Below are 17,333 nucleotides of genomic sequence, written 5' to 3' on the forward strand. Positions count from 1 at the left end.
GGGGTCCTGGGCGTCGAGCCAGTCGACGAGCTGCTTGAAGGAGACGCAGCGCACGTCCTCCAGCGGGCACACCGTCTTGATGACCTCGGCGAGGCCCTCCATGTAGATGCCGCCGTTCCACTGCTCGAAGTGGTTGCCGACGATCATCGGGGCACGGTTGCCCTCGTAGGCGCGGCGGAAGCCCTGCAGGAGACCGTCGTGCCACTGACGCTCCCAGTACGCCCGCCTGGCCGGGTCGCCCTCGACCGTGCCGGACTGGTTGGCGAGGAAGTTGTAGTCCATCGACAGGGTCTCGAACGAACGCCCGGGCATGGGGATCTGCTGCAACGGCAGGTCCCACAGCCCTTCCTCCTTGCCGGGCCACACCTGGGTGCCGTTGCCGCTGGAGTCGTAGCGGAATCCCATGTCCCTGGCTGCGGGGAGCAGGTTGTCACGGCCTTCGAGGCAGGGGGTGCGGCCGCCGATCAGCTCCTTGTCGTAGTCGAAGGGCAGCGGGGGCATGCCCTTCCAGCCGGTGGTGGTCTTCCAGTGCTGGACGAAGTACTTGGACTGCCCGATCTCGCTGAGCCAGTCGTCGGTCGTCCAGTCGCGGATTCCGCCGCGTCCGCAGAAGTGCCCGTTGAAGTGGGTGCCGACCTCGCTTCCGTCGAGCCAGGCGAGGCGGAGTTCCCGGAGTGTGGCGCGGAGGTGACCGTCCGACAGGAAGGAGATGTCCGACGCACCCGCCTGGTGCCCGGGCGGGTGGTAGCGCGCGCGTTGCTCCTCGGGCAGCACGTACAGGCCGCTGAGGAAGTAGGTCATGGAGGCGTCGTGCTTCTTCGCCAGCTTGCGGAAGCGGGAGAAGAGGCGGTTGCCGTCCTCTCCGGCGCCGTCCCACGAGAAGACCACGAACTGCGGTGGCTTCGCGCCGGGTTCGAGCCTGGCCGGAGCCGGCTGGTGCGGTTGCGGGCCGGTCGCGGCCGTGGAGCCGTCTCCCAGCAGCCGCGTCCGCCCGTCCGGTTCGGGAGACTCGCCAAAGGTGGGGCCGGGAGCGGGCCCCGCGTGGTCGAGGGCCGGCCCGTCCCCGGTCAGCTCCGTGCCGGCGCCGATCAGCGCGGTGGTGAGGGCCAGCGCCGCAGCGCGTGCGGCCCAGCGTCGGAGGCCGGTCACGAGGACACCTTCTTCGGCAGGCGGTGCAGCGGTCGGCCAGGATGGTAGTGGACACGACAAGATGGCGTGACCGCGGGGCCGGAGCTGCGTCCCCGGCGCCGTTGCCGGAAGGGCGCGGGTCTGCCGTACGCGGCCTGAGCGCGCAACGGGGGCGGAGCCGGCTACCGCCGGACGCCCGCCCCCGTTGCGCTGTCCCGAAGGGGTGCCGGGTCAGGTGTTGTTGGCGAGCGCGAGCAGGCGCGAGCGGCTGCCGTTGAACTTGTTGCGGTCCACGTTTCCGGAGACGCCGTTGACGCTGCCGGTGCTGGTGTACTGCCAGGCCGTCCAGGTCGGGAAGCCGGCGGGGATTGTGGGGGAGGGGCTGCTCGTCCAGTGGGCGGCCCACAGCGGGCTCTTGTTCCCCATGCCCGACCAGCGGCCGGTGCAGGTGTTCCACCAGCTCGCCGTCGTGTAGATCACCACGTCACGGCCCGTGCGCGACTTGTAGGTGTTGTAGAACGCGGAGATCCAGTTGCGCATCTGCGCGGTGGACTTGCCGTAGCACATGGCGCCGTACGGGTTGTGCTCGATGTCCAGGACGCCCGGCAGGGTGCGGTTGTCGCGCGACCACGCGCCTCCGTTGGAGGCGAAGAAGTTGGCCTGGACGGAGCCGCTGGAGACGTTCGGGCGCGCGAAGTGGTAGGCGCCCCGGATGACGCCGGCGTTGTAGGCGCCGGTGTAGTTGGTGTTGAACCGCGAGTCCTCGAAGCTGGTGCCCTCGGTGGCCTTGATCCACGCGAACTGGATGCCGGAGTTGCGCACGGCGCCCCAGTTGATGCCTCCCTGGTGGTGCGAGACGTCGATGCCCTGGACGCCGCCACCGGAGCCGTTGATGCCGAGGCCCGGCGGCGGGGTCGCCTCGGGGGCTCCGTGGATCTCCTGGCCCACGCCCATGTAGGCGTGCCCCTCCTCGATCGCGTGGTCGCCTGCGCTCTCGGGGGCCGCGGTGGCGGCGCCTGCCGTGCCCAGCATCAGGGCGAGAGCGGCGGCTCCGGCCAGAGCGGTGCGGTGCAGACGACGCCGGGGGGAGCGGGCTCTGTGCGGGTGCATGCGGCCTCCGGGGCAGCGAGAAACGGGGAACATGACGCGAGCACGTCAAAGCGAAGCTGCTCTGCGCGGTCGTGTAAAGACGTTCCGTCCACCGCCTGTGGTCCGGACCTCTGCCGGGGAGGTGAGAGCACGGGCCCCGGAGGAAAGTTTCACCGCTGAAGGTTCCGGCGCAGGCGCGGGGTCCGGGAAAGGGAGTCCGCCGTCGGCATGGCGAGAGCGCCGGGGCGGCTCCCGCCATGCCGACGGGACGCAGGGTGAGCGCGTCACCCGTCGTGTCGACGGTGCGTCACTTCTCCACGCGCCAGGTGCCCTGGTCGGTGAGGTCACCGCGCAGCGCCGGGTCGCGGACGGCGTCGGTGCGGACCGTGGCGCGGGCGCGCAGGCGGTGCGGGCCGTCGTCGGCGGCGGCCAGGGCGCGGGCGACCTTCACGGTCGTCTCCCCGCGCAGTTTCCGCAGCTCCGAGCCGTCCAGGTACCAGCGGACGTCGACCGACGCGCCCCCGGTCAGGTCCGGCACGCGGACGGACACCTCGTCCGCGCGCGTCAGCGTCGCCGTGCGGGCGGTGTCCGAGGCCAGCACGGAGGCGTGCCGGTAGAAGCCGGCGACCATGGCCTCACGGCCGACGAGGTTGAACTCCGTGCTGCTCAGCGACCGCATCAGGGAGTTCTCGCTCGGTCGGTGGATGCCGCGGGTGTGGTACGCGGCACCCTCGAAGGTGCCGATGACGCCGCCGTCCGGGGTGGGCTCGCCCAGCCACCGGTGCCACTTGGTCTGGCGGCTCGCCATCTCGGCTTCCGTGTACACGCTCGTGTTGGAGTCGGCGGTCTCCGGGCCGGTGTACGTCTGGTCGGTGTAGGCGTACTCGTCGGCCAGCTTGCCCAGCGAGTGACCGGTCTCGTGCACGGCGACCAGGCCGGACTGCGCGTTGTCGCCGGAGTGGGTGGCGATCCCGTCGTAACCGAGGCCGGAACTCACCTGGTTGTAGCCGGCTCCGCCGTACTTGCTGCTGTTGGCGATGACGACGACCAGGTCCGCCTCGGGCGCGAAGGCCGCGTAGTCCTCCACCTTGTTGGTGTCCACGCACAGCAGGCGCTCGGTGCCGTTGCACCAGAAGGAGGAGTCGAGTGCGGTGTCGCGGACGACGCCCTGGTCCGGGTCGCCGGAGACGCCGGACTCGGCGGAGACGGCGTCGATCGCCCAGACGTTGAACAGGTCCGCGTGCGCGGTGTACGGCTCGACGCCGAGCAGCGCGTCCCAGCTCTCGCGCGCGTCGGTGTGGAAGTGGTCGAGCTCGGCCGCGGTGTAGCCGTCGCCGATGACGGCGATGTCCAGCTTCTCGGCGGTCGGTCCGTTCTGCACGATCGTGGTGACGTCGCCGTCGCCGGCTGTCGCGCCGGGAGCGTGGGAGCCGTCGCGGGCCAGCCGGTCGGGCGCCGCGGCCGGCACCTCGGTGTGGCGCGGGTGGCCGTCCTCGCCGAAGTACTCGACGTGCAGCATCCGTTCGGACGGGCCGTCGTCGGGCGTGGGGGCGGGGGCCGCCTGCCCGGGGGCGGCGAGGGCGAGTGCTGCGGCGGCGGCCGTGCAGGCGGCCGCGAGGGTTCTGACAGTGCGCACCGGTGGTCCTCTCGTGGGGTCGGGGTTCCGGTGCACCCGCGGAGGCCCGGGTGTCGCCTCACGGTTCGAGGCCCCCCGTCCCGCCGCCGGCGCGCCGTCACGCTATGAACCTGCGATGCACCTGTCAACGTTCGGCGTGGGTGCGGTGACCGTCCACCGTCGGGGGTGCCCGCGCGGGGGCGGCACTCCGGGGACGTTGCCGGTGGCCGTGCGCGGGGTGACGATGGAGGGAGACGCGTGACCGGGTCCGCCCGAGCGCGACGGTGCGCGCGGCCCGGTCGCCGGAACGAGGTGAGGGCGATGCGGATGCTGCTCAAGGCCCGCCTGCGCACCGAGCAGGGCAACCGGGCGATACAGAGCGGGGAGATGGAGAAGACGCTGCTGGCCCTACTGGAGGACCTGAAGCCGGAGGCCGCCTACTTCGTGCCCGACGAGGGGAAGCGGTGCGCGCTGATCTTCTTCGACATGGAGGACTCCTGGGAGCTGCCGCGCATCACCGAGCCGTTCTTCATGGAGTACGACGCGGAGGTCTCGATCCAGCCCGCGATGAACGTCGAGGACGCGCAGCGGGGGCTCGCGGCCCTCACCGGCCACGGCTGAGTGCCCGGAGCCGGCCGGGGACGGCAACGGCCGGGTCGGGAAGCGGTCAGGCCGTGGTGCGGATCAGCTCGTCGGCGGCGTCGTTGACGGCCTGCGGGGTGCCCGTGAGGTCCAGCACGAACAGCGGCAGCGCCAGTTCGTCCGCGCGGACGCGGGCGTCGTGGGAGTAGCCGGCGAGGGAGAAGCAGGCGGCCGTCGCGGACTCGTTGAGCCCGTTCAGCCACAGCGTCTCGATCTCCCGCAGCGGTGTCGGTGTCGTCGTCGGGTCGACGTGCGCGACCAGCGCCGGTCCCCGCAGGTCCACGCCGGACGCGGGGCGGTTGCCGGCGACCCGCACGTCGTGGAAGCCGAGCCAGCGCAGGTAGTGCGCGGCGGCCGTCTTGGCGTCCTGCGCGGTGCGGATGGTCACCGGCCGGAACGCGGGCCGCCGGGTCGGCGGCCTGCCGGGGCGGGTGCGTGCCGGCCGCTGCCGCACGGCCGACCCGGGGTCCGGGCCCGTCTCCAGGCCGTCGCCGGAGGGCAGCGGCCCCAGCTCGGTGTGCGGCCGCGGCGGGGGTGTGGCCGTGGGCACCCGCACGGTCGTGCCGCAGGGGCAGCCGAACTCCGGCTGCGGCCACTCGTCGCTGCGTCCGCACGCCCGGCATCGCACCGCGACCCAGGAGGACGCCCAGGTCCGGTGCTCCACCCGCACCGGGACCCCGCCGGCCAGCAGTGGCAGCGTCACGGGCTGCCCGCACGCGCACGGATAGGTCGGCGGGGCGTACGCGTGCTCGCGACGGCAGTCGGGGCAGCGTACGGTCACGCTCTCGGCCACTCGGCGGCTCCAGCGGGATGACGTGGCGAACGGCGGCGGATGGTGCGGTCACCCGCGCCGGGGTACGGCCGGGTAGGTCCCCATCGTCCCTGATCGACGCCGTTCGGCGAAGAGTTTTCCGCGGCGAGATGCGCGAGTCCGGATCACGTGGTGGCCCCGTGCGGGCAGCACGCGCCGGACGGGCTGCGGCAGGACGACGTGCTGCACGGTGACGCGGGTGGGCGGGGACGGCGCGGCCGGGGACGCGAAATGCCCCGCCGCCGGGCCGGTCACCCCTCCTGCATGGACCGGCCGGCGACGGGGCGCGCTTCAGGCAGACCTCTCCCCGGTCGTCACCCTTCGCGCAGCTCGCGCACGGCTTCCTCGACTCGCTCGCCGTAGTGCGGATCGGCAGCGTGGAAGTGCGCGAGGTTCTTCTCGATCACGTCCTCGCGGGAGAACTGGGAGAGACCTCCGGCGATGTTCGCGACCAGGCGTGCCTTCTCGTCCTCCGACATCAGCCGGTACAGCTCGCCGGCCTGGAAGAAGTCGTCGTCCTTGGTGTGCTGGGGCGCCTGGTGGGTGCCGGTCCAGCCGGACACCGGGAGGGGCGCGGACAGCGGACGGCCGGTCTCCACCGGTCCGCCGTAGGAGTTGGGCTCGTAGTTCCGCGCGTACCGGCCCTGCGGGTTGACCGCCATCAAGCCGTCCCGGCCGTGGTTCGAGGCGGTGGCCCGCGGCGCGTTGACGGCGAGCTGGGTGTGGTTGACGCCCAGCCGGTAGCGGTGGGCGTCGGCGTAGGCGAAGAGCCGTCCCTGGAGCATCTTGTCCGGCGACGGGCCGATGCCCGGCACGAAGTTGTTGGGCGAGAACGCGGACTGCTCGACCTCGGCGAAGACGTTGTCCGGATTGCGGTCCAGCACCAGTCGGCCCACCCGCCGCAGCGGGTAGTCCGCGTGCGGCCACACCTTGGTGAGGTCGAAGGGGTTGAAGCGGTAGCCGGCCGCCTCGTCCGCGGGCATCACCTGGACGTACAGCGTCCACGACGGGTACACGCCCCGCTCGATGGACTGGAGCAGGTCGGTCTGGTGGCTGTTCGGGTCGGCGCCGGACAGCTCCGCGCCCTGTTCGCTGCTCAGGCAGCGGACGCCCTGGTTGGTCTTGAAGTGGTACTTGACGAAGAAGGTCTCGCCCGAGGCGTTCGTCCACTGGTAGGTGTGCGAGCCGTAGCCGTTCATGTGGCGGTAGGAGGCGGGGATGCCGCGGTCGCCCATCAGCCAGGTCACCTGGTGGGTGGCCTCGGGGGAGTGGGCCCAGAAGTCCCAGACGTTGTCCGGCTCCTGGCGTCCGGTGAACGGGTCGCGCTTCTGGGAGTGGATGAAGTCCGGGAACTTCAGCGGGTCCTTGATGAAGAACACCGGGGTGTTGTTGCCGACGAGGTCGTAGTTGCCCTCCTCGGTGTAGAACTTGAGCGCGAAGCCGCGCGGGTCGCGTGCGGCGTCCGGGCCGCCGAGGCTGTCGGCCACGGTGGAGAAACGCAGGAAGGTCTCCGTGCGGCGGCCGACCTCGCCCAGGAAGTGGGCGCCGGTGTACGCCGAGACGTCGTCGGTGACCTCGAAGTGGCCGTAGGCGCCCGAGCCGCGGGCGTGCACCACGCGCTCCGGGATGCGCTCGCGGTTGAACCGGGCCAGCTTCTCCAGCAGGTACTGGTCCTGGAGGAGGAGCGGACCGCCGGCGCCGGCCGTGGCGGAGTTCTGGTTGTCTGCGACGGGGGCGCCGGACTCCGTGGTGAGAGTCCCCGCCGTCGGCTGGGGCTGCGTCATGGTGACCCTTCTGGGAGAGGTGCGCCGCGGGGCGGGCGCGCGGAAGACGGTTTCCGCATCCTGGGAGCGTAGGGACGGCGCGCGACATCGTCAACAGTTTGTTGAAGTCGCCTGGGTGGGCGGCGTGGGACGCGAAGCGCGCGCCGTTTGCGGTCAGGGCGCGAGGGTCCTGATCGCGGTGGGGGCGTGGCCCGGCTCGGTGGCGACGTCCTCGAACTCCTTGACGGCGCTGATGTCCGCCGTGGGGCTCATCGAGATGTTGGTGATGCGCTCGAGGATGGCCTCGACGACCACCGGCACCCGGTGCTCGGCCGCCAGCTTCCTGGCCCGTTCGAAGGCGGGCAGCAGGTCGTCCGGCTCGGTCACGCGCAGCGCCTTGCAGCCCAGGCCCTCGGCCACCTTGACGTGGTCGACGCCGTACACGCCCAGCTCGGGGGTGTTGATGTTCTCGAATTCCAGGTTGACCTGGAAGTTGATGTCCAGGCCGATCTGGGCCTGGCGGATCAGGCCCAGGTAGGAGTTGTTCACCAGGACGTGGACGTACGGGATCCGGTGCTGCGCGCCGACCGCCAGTTCCTCGATCATGAACTGGAAGTCGTAGTCGCCGGACAGGGCGACGACCGTCGCGTCCGGGGCCGCGGTGGCGACGCCGAGCGCGGCCGGGACGGTCCATCCGAGCGGCCCGGCCTGGCCGCAGTTGATCCAGTGCCGGGGCCTGTAGACGTGCAGGAACTGGGCGCCGGCGATCTGCGACAGGCCGATGGTCGACACGTAGACGGTGTCCCGGCCGAACGCGCGGTTCATCTCCTCGTAGACGCGCTGCGGCTTCAGCGGCACGTCGTCGAAGTGCGTCCGGCGCTGGAGCGTGGCCTTCCGCTCCTGGGCGGAGGCCGCCCACGCCGAGCGGTCCGGCAGCCGTCCGTCTGCCTTGAGTTCCCTCGCCACCTCGACGAAAAGCGTGAGCGCGGCCCCGGCGTCGGAGACGATGCCGTAGTCGGGCGCGAAGATCCTGCCGATCTGCGTCGGTTCGATGTCGACGTGGACGAAGGTCCGGCCCTCGGTGTAGACGTCCATCCGGTAGCCGGTGTGGCGGTTGGCCCAGCGGTTGCCGATGCCGAGGACGAAGTCGGACTCCAGGAAGGTCGCGTTGCCGTAGCGGTGGCCGGTCTGCTGGCCGACCATGCCGGCGTTGAGCGCGTGGTCGTCGGGCAGGACGCCCCAGCCCATCAGGGTCGGCACCACCGGGATGCCGGTGAGCTCGGCGAACTCGACCAGCAGGTCGCAGGCGTCGGCGTTGACGATGCCGCCGCCCGCGACGATCAGCGGGCGCTCCGACGCGCCGAGCATGGTGAGCGCCTTCTCGATCTGCCGGCGGCTCGCGGCGGGCTTGTGCACCGGGAGCGGTTCGTAGAAGTCCGGGTCGAACTCGATCTCGGTCTGCTGGACGTCGATCGGCAGGTCGATGTGCACCGGCCCGGGACGGCCGGAGCGCATCAGGTGGAAGGCCTCCTGGAAGACGCCCGGCACCTGGGCCGCCTCCAGCACGGTGGTGGCCTTCTTGGTGACCGGCGCGGCGATGGCCTCGATGTCGACGGCCTGGAAGTCCTCCTTGTGCAGGAGGTGGGTCGGCGCCTGGCCGGTGATGGTCAGGATCGGGATGGAGTCGCCGCTCGCGGAGTACAGGCCGGTGATCATGTCGGTGCCCGCCGGTCCCGACGTGCCGATGCAGACGCCGATGTTGCCGGCCTTGGCGCGGGTGTAGCCCTCGGCCATGTGCGAGGCGCCCTCGACGTGCCGGGCGAGCGTGTGGTCGATGCCGCCGCTCGCCTTGAGGGCGGCGTAGAAGGGGTTGATCGCCGCTCCCGGCACGCCGAAGGCGGTGTCCACCCCTTCCCGCTTGAGGATTTCGACTGCCGCCCGTGCGGCGGTCATACGAGGCATGGGTGCTCCAGGTCGGTGAGAGGAGTGGGTATCCGGACGGCGGCGCCTGGGCGCGACAGGACAGGTGTCGGCGCCGCCGTCCGGACGTTCGGGGCAGGGCCGGTCAGCCCTGGGAGGGGACGCCGGACAGGCGCTCGACGCCCCGCAGCAGCGCGGAGTGGTCCAGGCCGCCGTCGCCCTGCGCGCGCAGGGAGGCGACCAGGTTCGCGACCACGGCGCCGACCGGCAGGGCCGCGCCGACGCTGCGGGCGGCGTCGGAGACGATGCCCATGTCCTTGTGGTGGAGGTCGATGCGGAAGCCCGGCTGGAAGTCGCGCTTCTTGAAGTTGTCCTTCTTGCGCGCCAGCACGGTGGAGCCGGCGAGGCCGCCGGCCAGGACGTCGAGGGCGGCGTCGAGGTCGACGCCGGACTTCTCCAGGAAGACCACGGCCTCGGCGCAGGCCTGGATGTTGACCGCCACGATCAGCTGGTTGGCGGCCTTGACGGTCTGTCCGGAGCCGTGCGGGCCGCAGAGGATGACGGTCTTGCCCAGCGCGTCCAGGATCGGCTTCGACCGGTCGAAGACGGCCTGCTCGCCGCCGACCATGATGGACAGCACAGCCTCGATCGCACCGGCCTCGCCGCCGGAGACGGGGGCGTCCAGGACGCTGAGGTCCTTGTCCAGCGCGGCCGCCGCCTCCGCGACCGCGACCGAGGTCTGCGGAGTGATGGACGACATGTCGATCACCGTGGCGCCGCGCCTGGCGTGGGCGAGTACGCCGTCCTCGCCGAGGACGACGGCCTTCACCTGCGGGTCGGCCGGGACCATGGTGATCACGACGTCGGCGTCGCGGACCGCCTCGGCGACGGAGGCGGCGGCGGTGCCGCCGTTCTTCGCGAGCCGGTCCAGCTTGTCCTGCTCGAGGGTGAAGCCGGTGACGTCGTAGCCGGCCTTGACGAGGTTCTCGGCCATGGGGGAGCCCATGATGCCGAGGCCGATCCAGGCGATCTTCGGGAGCTTGCTCATGAGGGTGACGCTGCCTTTCGGTCGGTCGGTCGGGTGGCGGGGCGCGGGTCGGTCCGCGTGGGGCGTTCGGGGAGGCGCCGCGTCAGCGCGCGCCGCGCAGCGGTGCGGGGAGCCAGCCGAAGGACCCGGCGCTGGGGCCGTCGCCCGGCTTGTACTCCAGGCCGACCCAGCCGTCGTAGCCGTGCTTGCGGAGACGTCCGAGCAGGTCGGTGAAGTCGAGGTCGCCGGTGCCGGGGGCGCCCCGGCCCGGGTTGTCGGCGATCTGCACGTGTCCGGTGACGCCGGCGTACCGCTCGATCACTCCCGGGAGGTCCTCGCCGTTCATGGACAGGTGGTACAGGTCCATCAGGAAGCGGGCGTTGTCCAGCCCGGTGGCGGCGTTGACCTGCTCGACGACCTCGACGGCCCGGGGTGCGCCGACGATCGGGCACCGGGGGGACTCGGGCGCGTTCAGCGCCTCGATCAGCACCACCGCGCCGATCCGGTCGGCCGCGCGGGCGGCGAGCTGGAGGTTCGCCAGGGCGAGCGCATCCTGTTCCTCGTCGCTCACGCCCTCGACGCGGTTGCCGTAGAGGGCATTGAGCGCCGTGCAGCCGAGGGACTCGGCGAACCCGGCCGCGACGTCGATGTTGGCGCGGAAGCGCTCCGACTCCTCGCCGGGCACGGACAGCGCGCCGCGGTCGGGGCCGGGGAGCCGCCCGGCGTAGAAGTTCAGGCCGGTCAGCTGCGTCCCGGCGTCGCGCAGGGCGTCGCGCAGGGCGTCCAGGTCGGACTGCGGCGGTACGGGCGCGTCGACCCAGGGCCACCACAGCTCCACGGCCCGGAAGCCCGCGGCCGCGGCGGCGGCGGGACGCTCCAGGAGCGGCAGTTCGGTGAAGAGGATCGACAGGTTGACCGTGAACCGGTGGTCGCTGCTGCCGATTTCTGCGAGGGGGGCCACGTCGATCGTGCTCCCTTCCGTGAGCGGTCCGCGTGAATGCACTGAGATTTCACAATGCGGAAGTTGTATTCTGCTTGTTGGAAGAGTGCAGTCGTCTCCCGTCGGCTGTCAAGTGCCGTCCACCGCGCTTACGCTGATCCCGTGCGATTGAAAGTGGAGTTCACGACGGAGCCCTTCGACCTCGACGAGCCCCCGCAGCACGCGGTCGTGGCCCGGGAGACCCTGCAGGCCGCGCCGCTGGACGCGGTCGACGTCGGCCCGTTCGGCAACACCGCCGAGGGCGGCTCGGAAGAGGTCCTGGCGGCGGTCGGCGAGATGCTGCGCCGGGCCCTCGGCGCCGGTGCCACGCGGGTGTCCCTCCAGGTCAACGTCGTGGACGGCGAGAGCGGGGACGCCCGGTGAGCGTCCCGCAGGAGCACCCGTTCGTGGCGGCGGTGAAGCCGCTGGTCGACGCCATGGGTGGCGAGATGGTCACCCCGGACGAGGCGGCCGGCGACGACGTCGTGCTCGCCTGGGAGGGCCGGGACGTCCTGGCCGTACGGCTGCCGCACCTGTCCGACTCGCTGGATCACATCCTGGCCGAGCTGGAACGCCGGCACGGGATGCCGCTGGCGGAGCTGGACCGCAGGACGAAACAGTCCGTCGTGCGCATTCTGGAGGCCCGCGGCGCCTTCTCGGTGCGGCACGGCGTCGAGACGGTGGCCGGTGCACTGGGTGTCAGCCGCTTCACCGTCTACAACTACCTGAACAGGGAGAACGCGGCCCGCGCCACCGAATAGCCGGGCCGGGCCGTGTGACGGGTGCGTGCGGCGCAAAAAATTCAACAAAGTGTTGACGTTCCGTGTCCCGGGGGCTTAGCTGTACGTCAGCCCGAACAGCACCACGGCTTCGGAGGCCCCCGTGACGTCGAGTCCGAAACCAGGTCTGACCTGGTTGAACACCACCGAGGAAGGTGCGGCGCGGACCGCGCTGACCGAGGTGTGCGCCTCGGACGCCTGGGCGAGCCGGGTGCTCGCCCGGCGCCCGTACACCGATGCCGCCGCACTGTTCGCCGCCAGCGACGCCGCCATGGCCGAGCTGACGGCGGCGGACCTGGCCGAGGCGATGGCGGGGCACCCCCCGATCGGCCGCCCCAAGCCCGGCGACCCGGCCTCCGCCCGCGAACAGCGCGGCATGGCCGGCGCGCCGGAGGAGCTCAGGGCGCGGATGCTCGAACTCAACCTGGAGTACCAGGAGAAGTTCGGGCACGTCTTCCTGATCTGCGCCACCGGCCTGACCGGCGAGCAGATGCGGGACGCGGTCCTGGCGCGTCTCGCCAACACGCCGGCACGCGAACGGGAGAACGTCCGCAACGAGCTGGTGAAGATCAACCGCATCCGGCTCACCCGCCTCGCGCACGAAGGAGACTCGCGATGACCGCCGCATCCTCCCCGGCCGCCGCAGCAGACCGCACCTCGGTGTCCACGCACATCCTGGACACCAGCCGGGGACGCCCCGCCGGGGGCGTCGCCGTGCAGCTGTCCGTGCGCGACGGCGACGGCGGCGCCTGGATCCCGCACGGCGCGTCGAGCACCGACGCGGACGGGCGCTGCAAGAACCTGCCGGACCTTCCGGAGGGCACCGCGCAGGTACGGCTCCGCTTCGAGGTGGCGCCCTACTTCGCACGCACCGCACACCACACATCCGACACACCCGACAACGCCGAGGAACAGCAGGACGCCCCCCGCGCAAGGGACAGCGGCCCTGACACCAGGACGCGTGGCCCGTTCTTCCCCGAGGTCGTCCTCACCTTCGCGGTGGACCCGGGCGAGCACTACCACGTACCGCTGCTGCTCAACCCGTACGGCTACTCCGTGTACCGAGGGAGCTGACACCCATGACCGCAACGTCCCGCCCGGCCCGCCCGGTGGTTCTCGGCCAGAACCAGTACGGCAAGGCGGAGAACCGCGTCGTCAAGATCACCCGCGACGGGGACACCCACCACATCAAGGACCTCAACGTCTCCGTCGCGCTGTCCGGCGACATGGACGACGTGCACTACTCCGGGTCCAACAGCCACGTCCTGCCCACCGACACCACCAAGAACACGGTGTTCGCCTTCGCCAAGGAGCAGGGCATCTCCTCGGCGGAGCAGTTCGGCGTCCACCTCGCCCGGCACTTCGTGGAGAGCCAGGAAGCCATACACCGCGCGCGCATCCGGATCGAGGAGTACTCCTGGGAGCGCATCGCCACCTCGGACGCCAACTCCCGTTTCATCGGCGCCGACGAGGTGCAGCACTCCTTCGTCCGCACCGGCCAGGAGACCCGCACCGCCCAGGTCACCTACGACGGCGAGCACTTCGAGGTGCTGTCCGGACTCAAGGGCCTCACCGTGATGAACTCGACCAACAGCGAGTTCTGGGGGTACGTCAAGGACCGCTACACCACCCTCAAGGAGGACTACGACCGTATCCTCGCCACCGAGGTCGCGGCCGTGTGGCGGCACACCTGGAGCACCGACGAGCAGCGCATGCCGCGGTGGGACAGGTCCTACGCGGAGACGAAGAAGCACATGCTCCAGGCATTCGCCGAGACCTACTCGCTGTCCCTCCAGCAGACCCTGTACCAGATGGGCGCCCGCGTGATCAACAGTCGCGCGGAGGTCGAGGAGATCCGCTTCTCCATGCCCAACAAGCACCACTTCCGGGTGGACCTGGAGCCCTTCGGCCTGAAGAACGACGCCGCCGACGGCGCCGTCTACTACGCGGCCGACCGTCCGTACGGCCTGATCGAGGCCACCGTGCTGCGGGACGGAGCCGAACCGCGCATCCCGGTCGACATGACCAACCTCTGACCGCGCCGCCCCCGACCGCGAACCGGTCGCGGTGGCGACGCATCGGCACCCGGAGCGGGCACGGTGGGGCGGTAACTGTCAGCCGTCCCGCCGGCTCCGGCACTCAAATCCCCGGGCCCTTGCCGCGCCCCAGCCGAGAAGAGAACGAGGAACACCGAATGACAGAGCGAGCCCCGAGCGCAGAACGCCTCGTCATCGAGAACTGCGCGATCGCGACCGTCGACGCCGACGACACGGAGTACGCTTCCGGGCACCTCGTCATCGCCGGGAACGTCATCGAGTCCGTCGGTGCCGGCCCGGCTCCCGAAGGGCTTTCGGGTGTCGTCCGCAGGGTCGACGGCACCGGCCACCTGGCCACCCCCGGGCTGGTCAACACCCATCACCACTTCTACCAGTGGATCACCCGCGGCCTGGCGCAGGACTGCAACCTCTTCGACTGGCTGGTCTCCCTCTACCCGACCTGGGCCCGCATCGACGAAAACATGGTGCACGCGGCGGCGCAGGGCTCGCTGGCGATGATGGCCCGCGGCGGCGTCACCACCGCCATGGACCACCACTACGTCTTCCCGCGCGGCTCCGGCGACCTGCTCGGTGCCGAGATCCGCGCCGCCCGCGACATGGGCGTCCGCTTCACCGCAGCCCGGGGCTCCATGGACCGCGGCGAGTCCGACGGAGGTCTGCCCCCGGACTTCGCCGTCGAGACCACCGAGGACGCGCTGCGCGCCACCGAGGAGGCCGTGGACCGGCACCACGACTCCTCCTTCGGGTCGATGCTGCACATCGCCGTCGCTCCCTGCTCACCCTTCTCCGTCTCCACCGAACTCCTCAGCCGGGCGGCCGAACTGGCCCGCCGCAAGGGCGTACGACTGCACACCCACGGGTCGGAGACCGTGGAGGAGGAGAAGTTCTGCCACGAACTCTTCGGCAAGGGCCCCACCGACTACCTGGAGTCCACCGGCTGGCTCGGTGAGGACGTGTGGATGGCGCACTGCGTCCACATGAACGACTCCGACGTCGCCGCCTTCGCCCGCACCGGCACCGGTGTGGCGCACTGCCCCTCCTCCAACGCCCGCCTCGGAGCCGGCATCGCGCGTGTCCCCGACATGCTCGCCGCCGGGGTGCCGGTCGGGCTCGGCGTGGACGGCACCGCCTCCAACGAGTCCGGCGAACTCCACACCGAGCTGCGCAACGCGCTGCTGGTCAACCGGCTCGGTGCGCACCGCGAGAAGGCGCTGAACGCCCGGCAGGCACTCCGCCTGGGCACCTACGGCGGCGCGCAGGTACTCGGCCGCGCCGCCGAGATCGGTTCGCTGGAGGCCGGGAAGCTGGCCGACCTGGTGCTGTGGAAGGTGGACGGCCTCGGCCACTCCTCCATCGCCGACCCGGTCGCCGCACTCGTCCTCGGCGCGGCCGCCCCGGTGACGCTCTCCCTGATCGACGGCCGCCCGGTCGTCGAGGAGGGCCGCCTGACCACGGTCGACGAGGACGCCGTCGCCCGTACCACCCGCGACGAGGCGCGCCGGCTCGCGCGCATCGCCGCCGACGCGGGCTGACCCGCGGCCGCCCCCACGGCGGCCCCCACGACTCCGGCCGGGAGGGACGGCTCCCGGCCGGGTCTGAGCAGCCGAGCGGGATGCTCAGACACACCGTTCCCGGGACGCGGCACGCCCGCGTCCCGGGAACGGACGGCCCACACCCGGGCCCGGGCGCGACGGACACCCCCTCGCACAGCGAGAAACCACCAACAGGACGCATCACCTCCCTGAAACCGCGTGCCGTTCGGCGGCACTCGTTCAACCGACAGGAGGAACCGCCGTGGCCGAGACGCCCGGGTTCACCGCGCAGAGCAACACCGACGAGGGCGGCGGGAAGCCGCCGCAGGACGAGGCGGAAGGGGCCGGCAAGCACCCGGTCGACCGCTCGCTGCCTCCCCTCAAACTCCTCACCACCGGACTCCAGCACGTCGCCGCCATGTACGCCGGAGTTGTCGCCCCGCCGCTCGTCGTCGGCGTCGCCGTCGGACTCACGCCCACCGAACTGACCTTCCTGATGGGGGCCAGCCTCTTCACCGCCGGCATAGCCACCCTGCTGCAGACGCTCGGCATCTGGCGCATCGGCGCCCGGCTGCCCTTCGTCAACGGCGTCACCTTCGCCGGCGTCGCCCCCATGCTGGCCATCGTCGGCAGCGAGGCGAAGGAGGACGCCCTTCCGGTGATCTTCGGGGCGGTGATGGTCGCCGGCGCCGTCGGCTTCCTCCTCGCGCCCTACTTCAGCAAGCTGGTCCGCTTCTTCCCGCCCGTCGTCACCGGCACCGTCATCACCCTCATCGGCATCTCGCTGCTCCCGGTGTCCTTCGACTGGGCTCAGGGCGGCGACCCCGAGGCCGCCGACTTCGGCTCCGCACGCAACCTGGCGATGGCCGCCGCCACGCTGGCGATCGTGCTGGTGCTGCGCCGCTTCACCCGCGGCTTCGTGAAGCAGATCGCCGTGCTGATCGGCCTGGTCGCCGGAACGCTGCTCGCGATCCCGCTCGGGCTCACCGACTTCGCCGCCCTGGGCGCGGCCGACGTCGTCGGCTTCCCGACGCCCTTCCACTTCGGCGCCCCGCAGTTCTCCCTCGCGGCCATCCTCTCCCTGTGCATCGTCATGATCGTCTCCATGACCGAGTCCACGGCGGACATGCTCGCCCTCGGCGAGATCGTGGACCGGCCCGCGGACGAACGCACCATCGCCGCCGGGCTGCGCGCCGACACCCTGGGGTCGTTCGTCAGCCCCTTCTTCAACGGCTTCACCTGCAGCGCCTTCGCCCAGAACATCGGGCTGGTCGCCATGACCCGCATCCGCAGCCGCTTCGTGGTCGCGGCGGGCGGCGGCATCCTCGTGCTGATGGGTCTGTGTCCCGTCGCCGCAGCCCTCATCGCCACCGTTCCCCTGCCCGTGCTCGGCGGAGCCGGTGTGGTGCTCTTCGGGTCGGTCGCCGCCAGCGGCATCCAGACGCTGGTGAAGGGCGGGCTGGAGAAGGACAACAACGTCGTGATCGTCGCCGTCTCGCTGGCCGTCGGCATCATCCCCATCACCGCCGAGGGTTTCTACCACGCCTTCCCGGAGAGCGCGCGCATCGTGCTGGACTCGGGCATCTCCACCGGCTGCATCGCCGCCATCGTGCTCAACCTGCTCTTCAACCACTTCGGCGGACGCCGGGACGAGGAGACCGTCGCCCACCCCATGGAGCCGGGCGCCGACCCGGCCGGCGCGACCTCCGTCCCGCCGGCGCGAGCCGCCGAACGGGACAGCACCGCCACCACGGAGGCGTCCCGGGCCGGCGGCTGACACCCGCCCCGCCGGACCTCCCGCGCACGCCCGCGACCGGACACCCGGCCGCGGGCGCGCGGCGTGCGCGGGTGCACGCCGCGCGCCCGCGTGCACCGCATCGCGTGCATACCGAATCCGTATCGGATCAGGTGCTCGCCCCGGACCCTCCGGGCCGCCGCGACCTGCGGCGCAGTCCCGGGGGCGTGCCGCGCGTCACACCCAACAGGCCCCG

Annotated in this window: 16 protein-coding genes; 8 read left to right on the forward strand and 8 right to left on the reverse strand. The window is 71.6% G+C overall.

Going from position 1 to position 17,333, the window contains the following annotated elements:
• The 3 genes from K304_RS26505 to K304_RS26510 all read right to left on the reverse strand — a co-directional run.
• On the reverse strand, window positions 1–1,149 hold a 1,149-nt coding region (locus K304_RS26505; protein WP_037788862.1), incomplete at its 3' end, for a lipoprotein.
• Window positions 1,150–1,359: 210 nt separating this feature from the next.
• Entirely contained in the window at window positions 1,360–2,238 is an 879-nt protein-coding gene (locus tag K304_RS0100010; protein ID WP_027762050.1) for a lysozyme, read from the reverse strand.
• 286 nt (window positions 2,239–2,524) lie between these two features.
• Window positions 2,525–3,853 (reverse strand): M64 family metallopeptidase, encoded by a 1,329-nt coding sequence (locus K304_RS26510; RefSeq protein WP_037788865.1) that lies wholly within the window; start codon window positions 3,851–3,853, stop codon window positions 2,525–2,527.
• Between the two features lie 300 nt (window positions 3,854–4,153).
• Between K304_RS26510 and K304_RS0100020 the strand changes: the two genes are divergently transcribed.
• Window positions 4,154–4,453, forward strand: a complete 300-nt coding sequence (locus K304_RS0100020) for a hypothetical protein (protein ID WP_027762051.1) — start codon at window positions 4,154–4,156, stop codon at window positions 4,451–4,453.
• 46 nt (window positions 4,454–4,499) lie between these two features.
• Here the strand turns inward: K304_RS0100020 and K304_RS0100025 are convergent, their stop codons facing one another.
• The 5 genes from K304_RS0100025 to K304_RS0100045 all read right to left on the reverse strand — a co-directional run bounded on the left by K304_RS0100025 (window position 4,500) and on the right by K304_RS0100045 (window position 10,938).
• A complete protein-coding gene (locus K304_RS0100025; RefSeq protein WP_027762052.1) occupies window positions 4,500–5,267 on the reverse strand; it encodes a hypothetical protein in 768 nt (255 codons plus the stop codon).
• A gap of 332 nt (window positions 5,268–5,599) precedes the next feature.
• Window positions 5,600–7,069: a catalase gene (locus K304_RS0100030; protein WP_027762053.1), complete on the reverse strand. Its 1,470-nt coding sequence runs from the start codon at window positions 7,067–7,069 to the stop codon at window positions 5,600–5,602.
• A 153-nt stretch (window positions 7,070–7,222) separates the two neighbouring features.
• Window positions 7,223–9,010, reverse strand: coding sequence for a glyoxylate carboligase (gene gcl / locus K304_RS0100035; RefSeq protein ID WP_027762054.1), 1,788 nt, complete (start codon window positions 9,008–9,010; stop codon window positions 7,223–7,225).
• A gap of 103 nt (window positions 9,011–9,113) precedes the next feature.
• Window positions 9,114–10,016 carry a 2-hydroxy-3-oxopropionate reductase gene (locus K304_RS0100040; protein ID WP_027762055.1) on the reverse strand — a complete coding sequence of 301 codons (903 nt, stop codon included), beginning with the start codon at window positions 10,014–10,016 and terminating at the stop codon, window positions 9,114–9,116.
• 82 nt (window positions 10,017–10,098) lie between these two features.
• A complete protein-coding gene (locus K304_RS0100045; protein WP_027762056.1) occupies window positions 10,099–10,938 on the reverse strand; it encodes a TIM barrel protein in 840 nt (279 codons plus the stop codon).
• 159 nt (window positions 10,939–11,097) lie between these two features.
• Here K304_RS0100045 and K304_RS0100050 point away from each other — a divergent pair, with 159 nt between their 5' ends.
• The 7 genes from K304_RS0100050 to K304_RS26515 all read left to right on the forward strand — a co-directional run bounded on the left by K304_RS0100050 (window position 11,098) and on the right by K304_RS26515 (window position 17,119).
• Window positions 11,098–11,358: a YkoF family thiamine-binding protein gene (locus K304_RS0100050; RefSeq protein WP_027762057.1), complete on the forward strand. Its 261-nt coding sequence runs from the start codon at window positions 11,098–11,100 to the stop codon at window positions 11,356–11,358.
• A 53-nt stretch (window positions 11,359–11,411) separates the two neighbouring features.
• The gene (locus K304_RS0100055; protein ID WP_486591546.1) at window positions 11,412–11,735 is read left to right on the forward strand and encodes a helix-turn-helix domain-containing protein; all 324 of its coding nucleotides are present in this window, start codon (window positions 11,412–11,414) and stop codon (window positions 11,733–11,735) included.
• A 121-nt stretch (window positions 11,736–11,856) separates the two neighbouring features.
• A complete protein-coding gene (gene uraD, locus K304_RS0100060) occupies window positions 11,857–12,372 on the forward strand; it encodes a 2-oxo-4-hydroxy-4-carboxy-5-ureidoimidazoline decarboxylase (RefSeq protein ID WP_027762059.1) in 516 nt (171 codons plus the stop codon).
• Window positions 12,369–12,827, forward strand: a complete 459-nt coding sequence (locus K304_RS0100065) for a hydroxyisourate hydrolase (RefSeq protein ID WP_027762060.1) — start codon at window positions 12,369–12,371, stop codon at window positions 12,825–12,827. The genes uraD and K304_RS0100065 overlap by 4 nt, the downstream gene beginning before the upstream one ends.
• Window positions 12,828–12,832: 5 nt before the next feature.
• A complete protein-coding gene (gene pucL / locus K304_RS0100070; RefSeq protein WP_027762061.1) occupies window positions 12,833–13,789 on the forward strand; it encodes a factor-independent urate hydroxylase in 957 nt (318 codons plus the stop codon).
• A 158-nt stretch (window positions 13,790–13,947) separates the two neighbouring features.
• Window positions 13,948–15,342 (forward strand): 8-oxoguanine deaminase, encoded by a 1,395-nt coding sequence (locus K304_RS0100075; RefSeq protein WP_027762062.1) that lies wholly within the window; start codon window positions 13,948–13,950, stop codon window positions 15,340–15,342.
• A 370-nt stretch (window positions 15,343–15,712) separates the two neighbouring features.
• Entirely contained in the window at window positions 15,713–17,119 is a 1,407-nt protein-coding gene (locus K304_RS26515; RefSeq protein ID WP_051307675.1) for a nucleobase:cation symporter-2 family protein, read from the forward strand.
• Window positions 17,120–17,333: the final 214 nt, after the last annotated feature.

The organism is Streptomyces sp. CNS606, assembly GCF_000426325.1.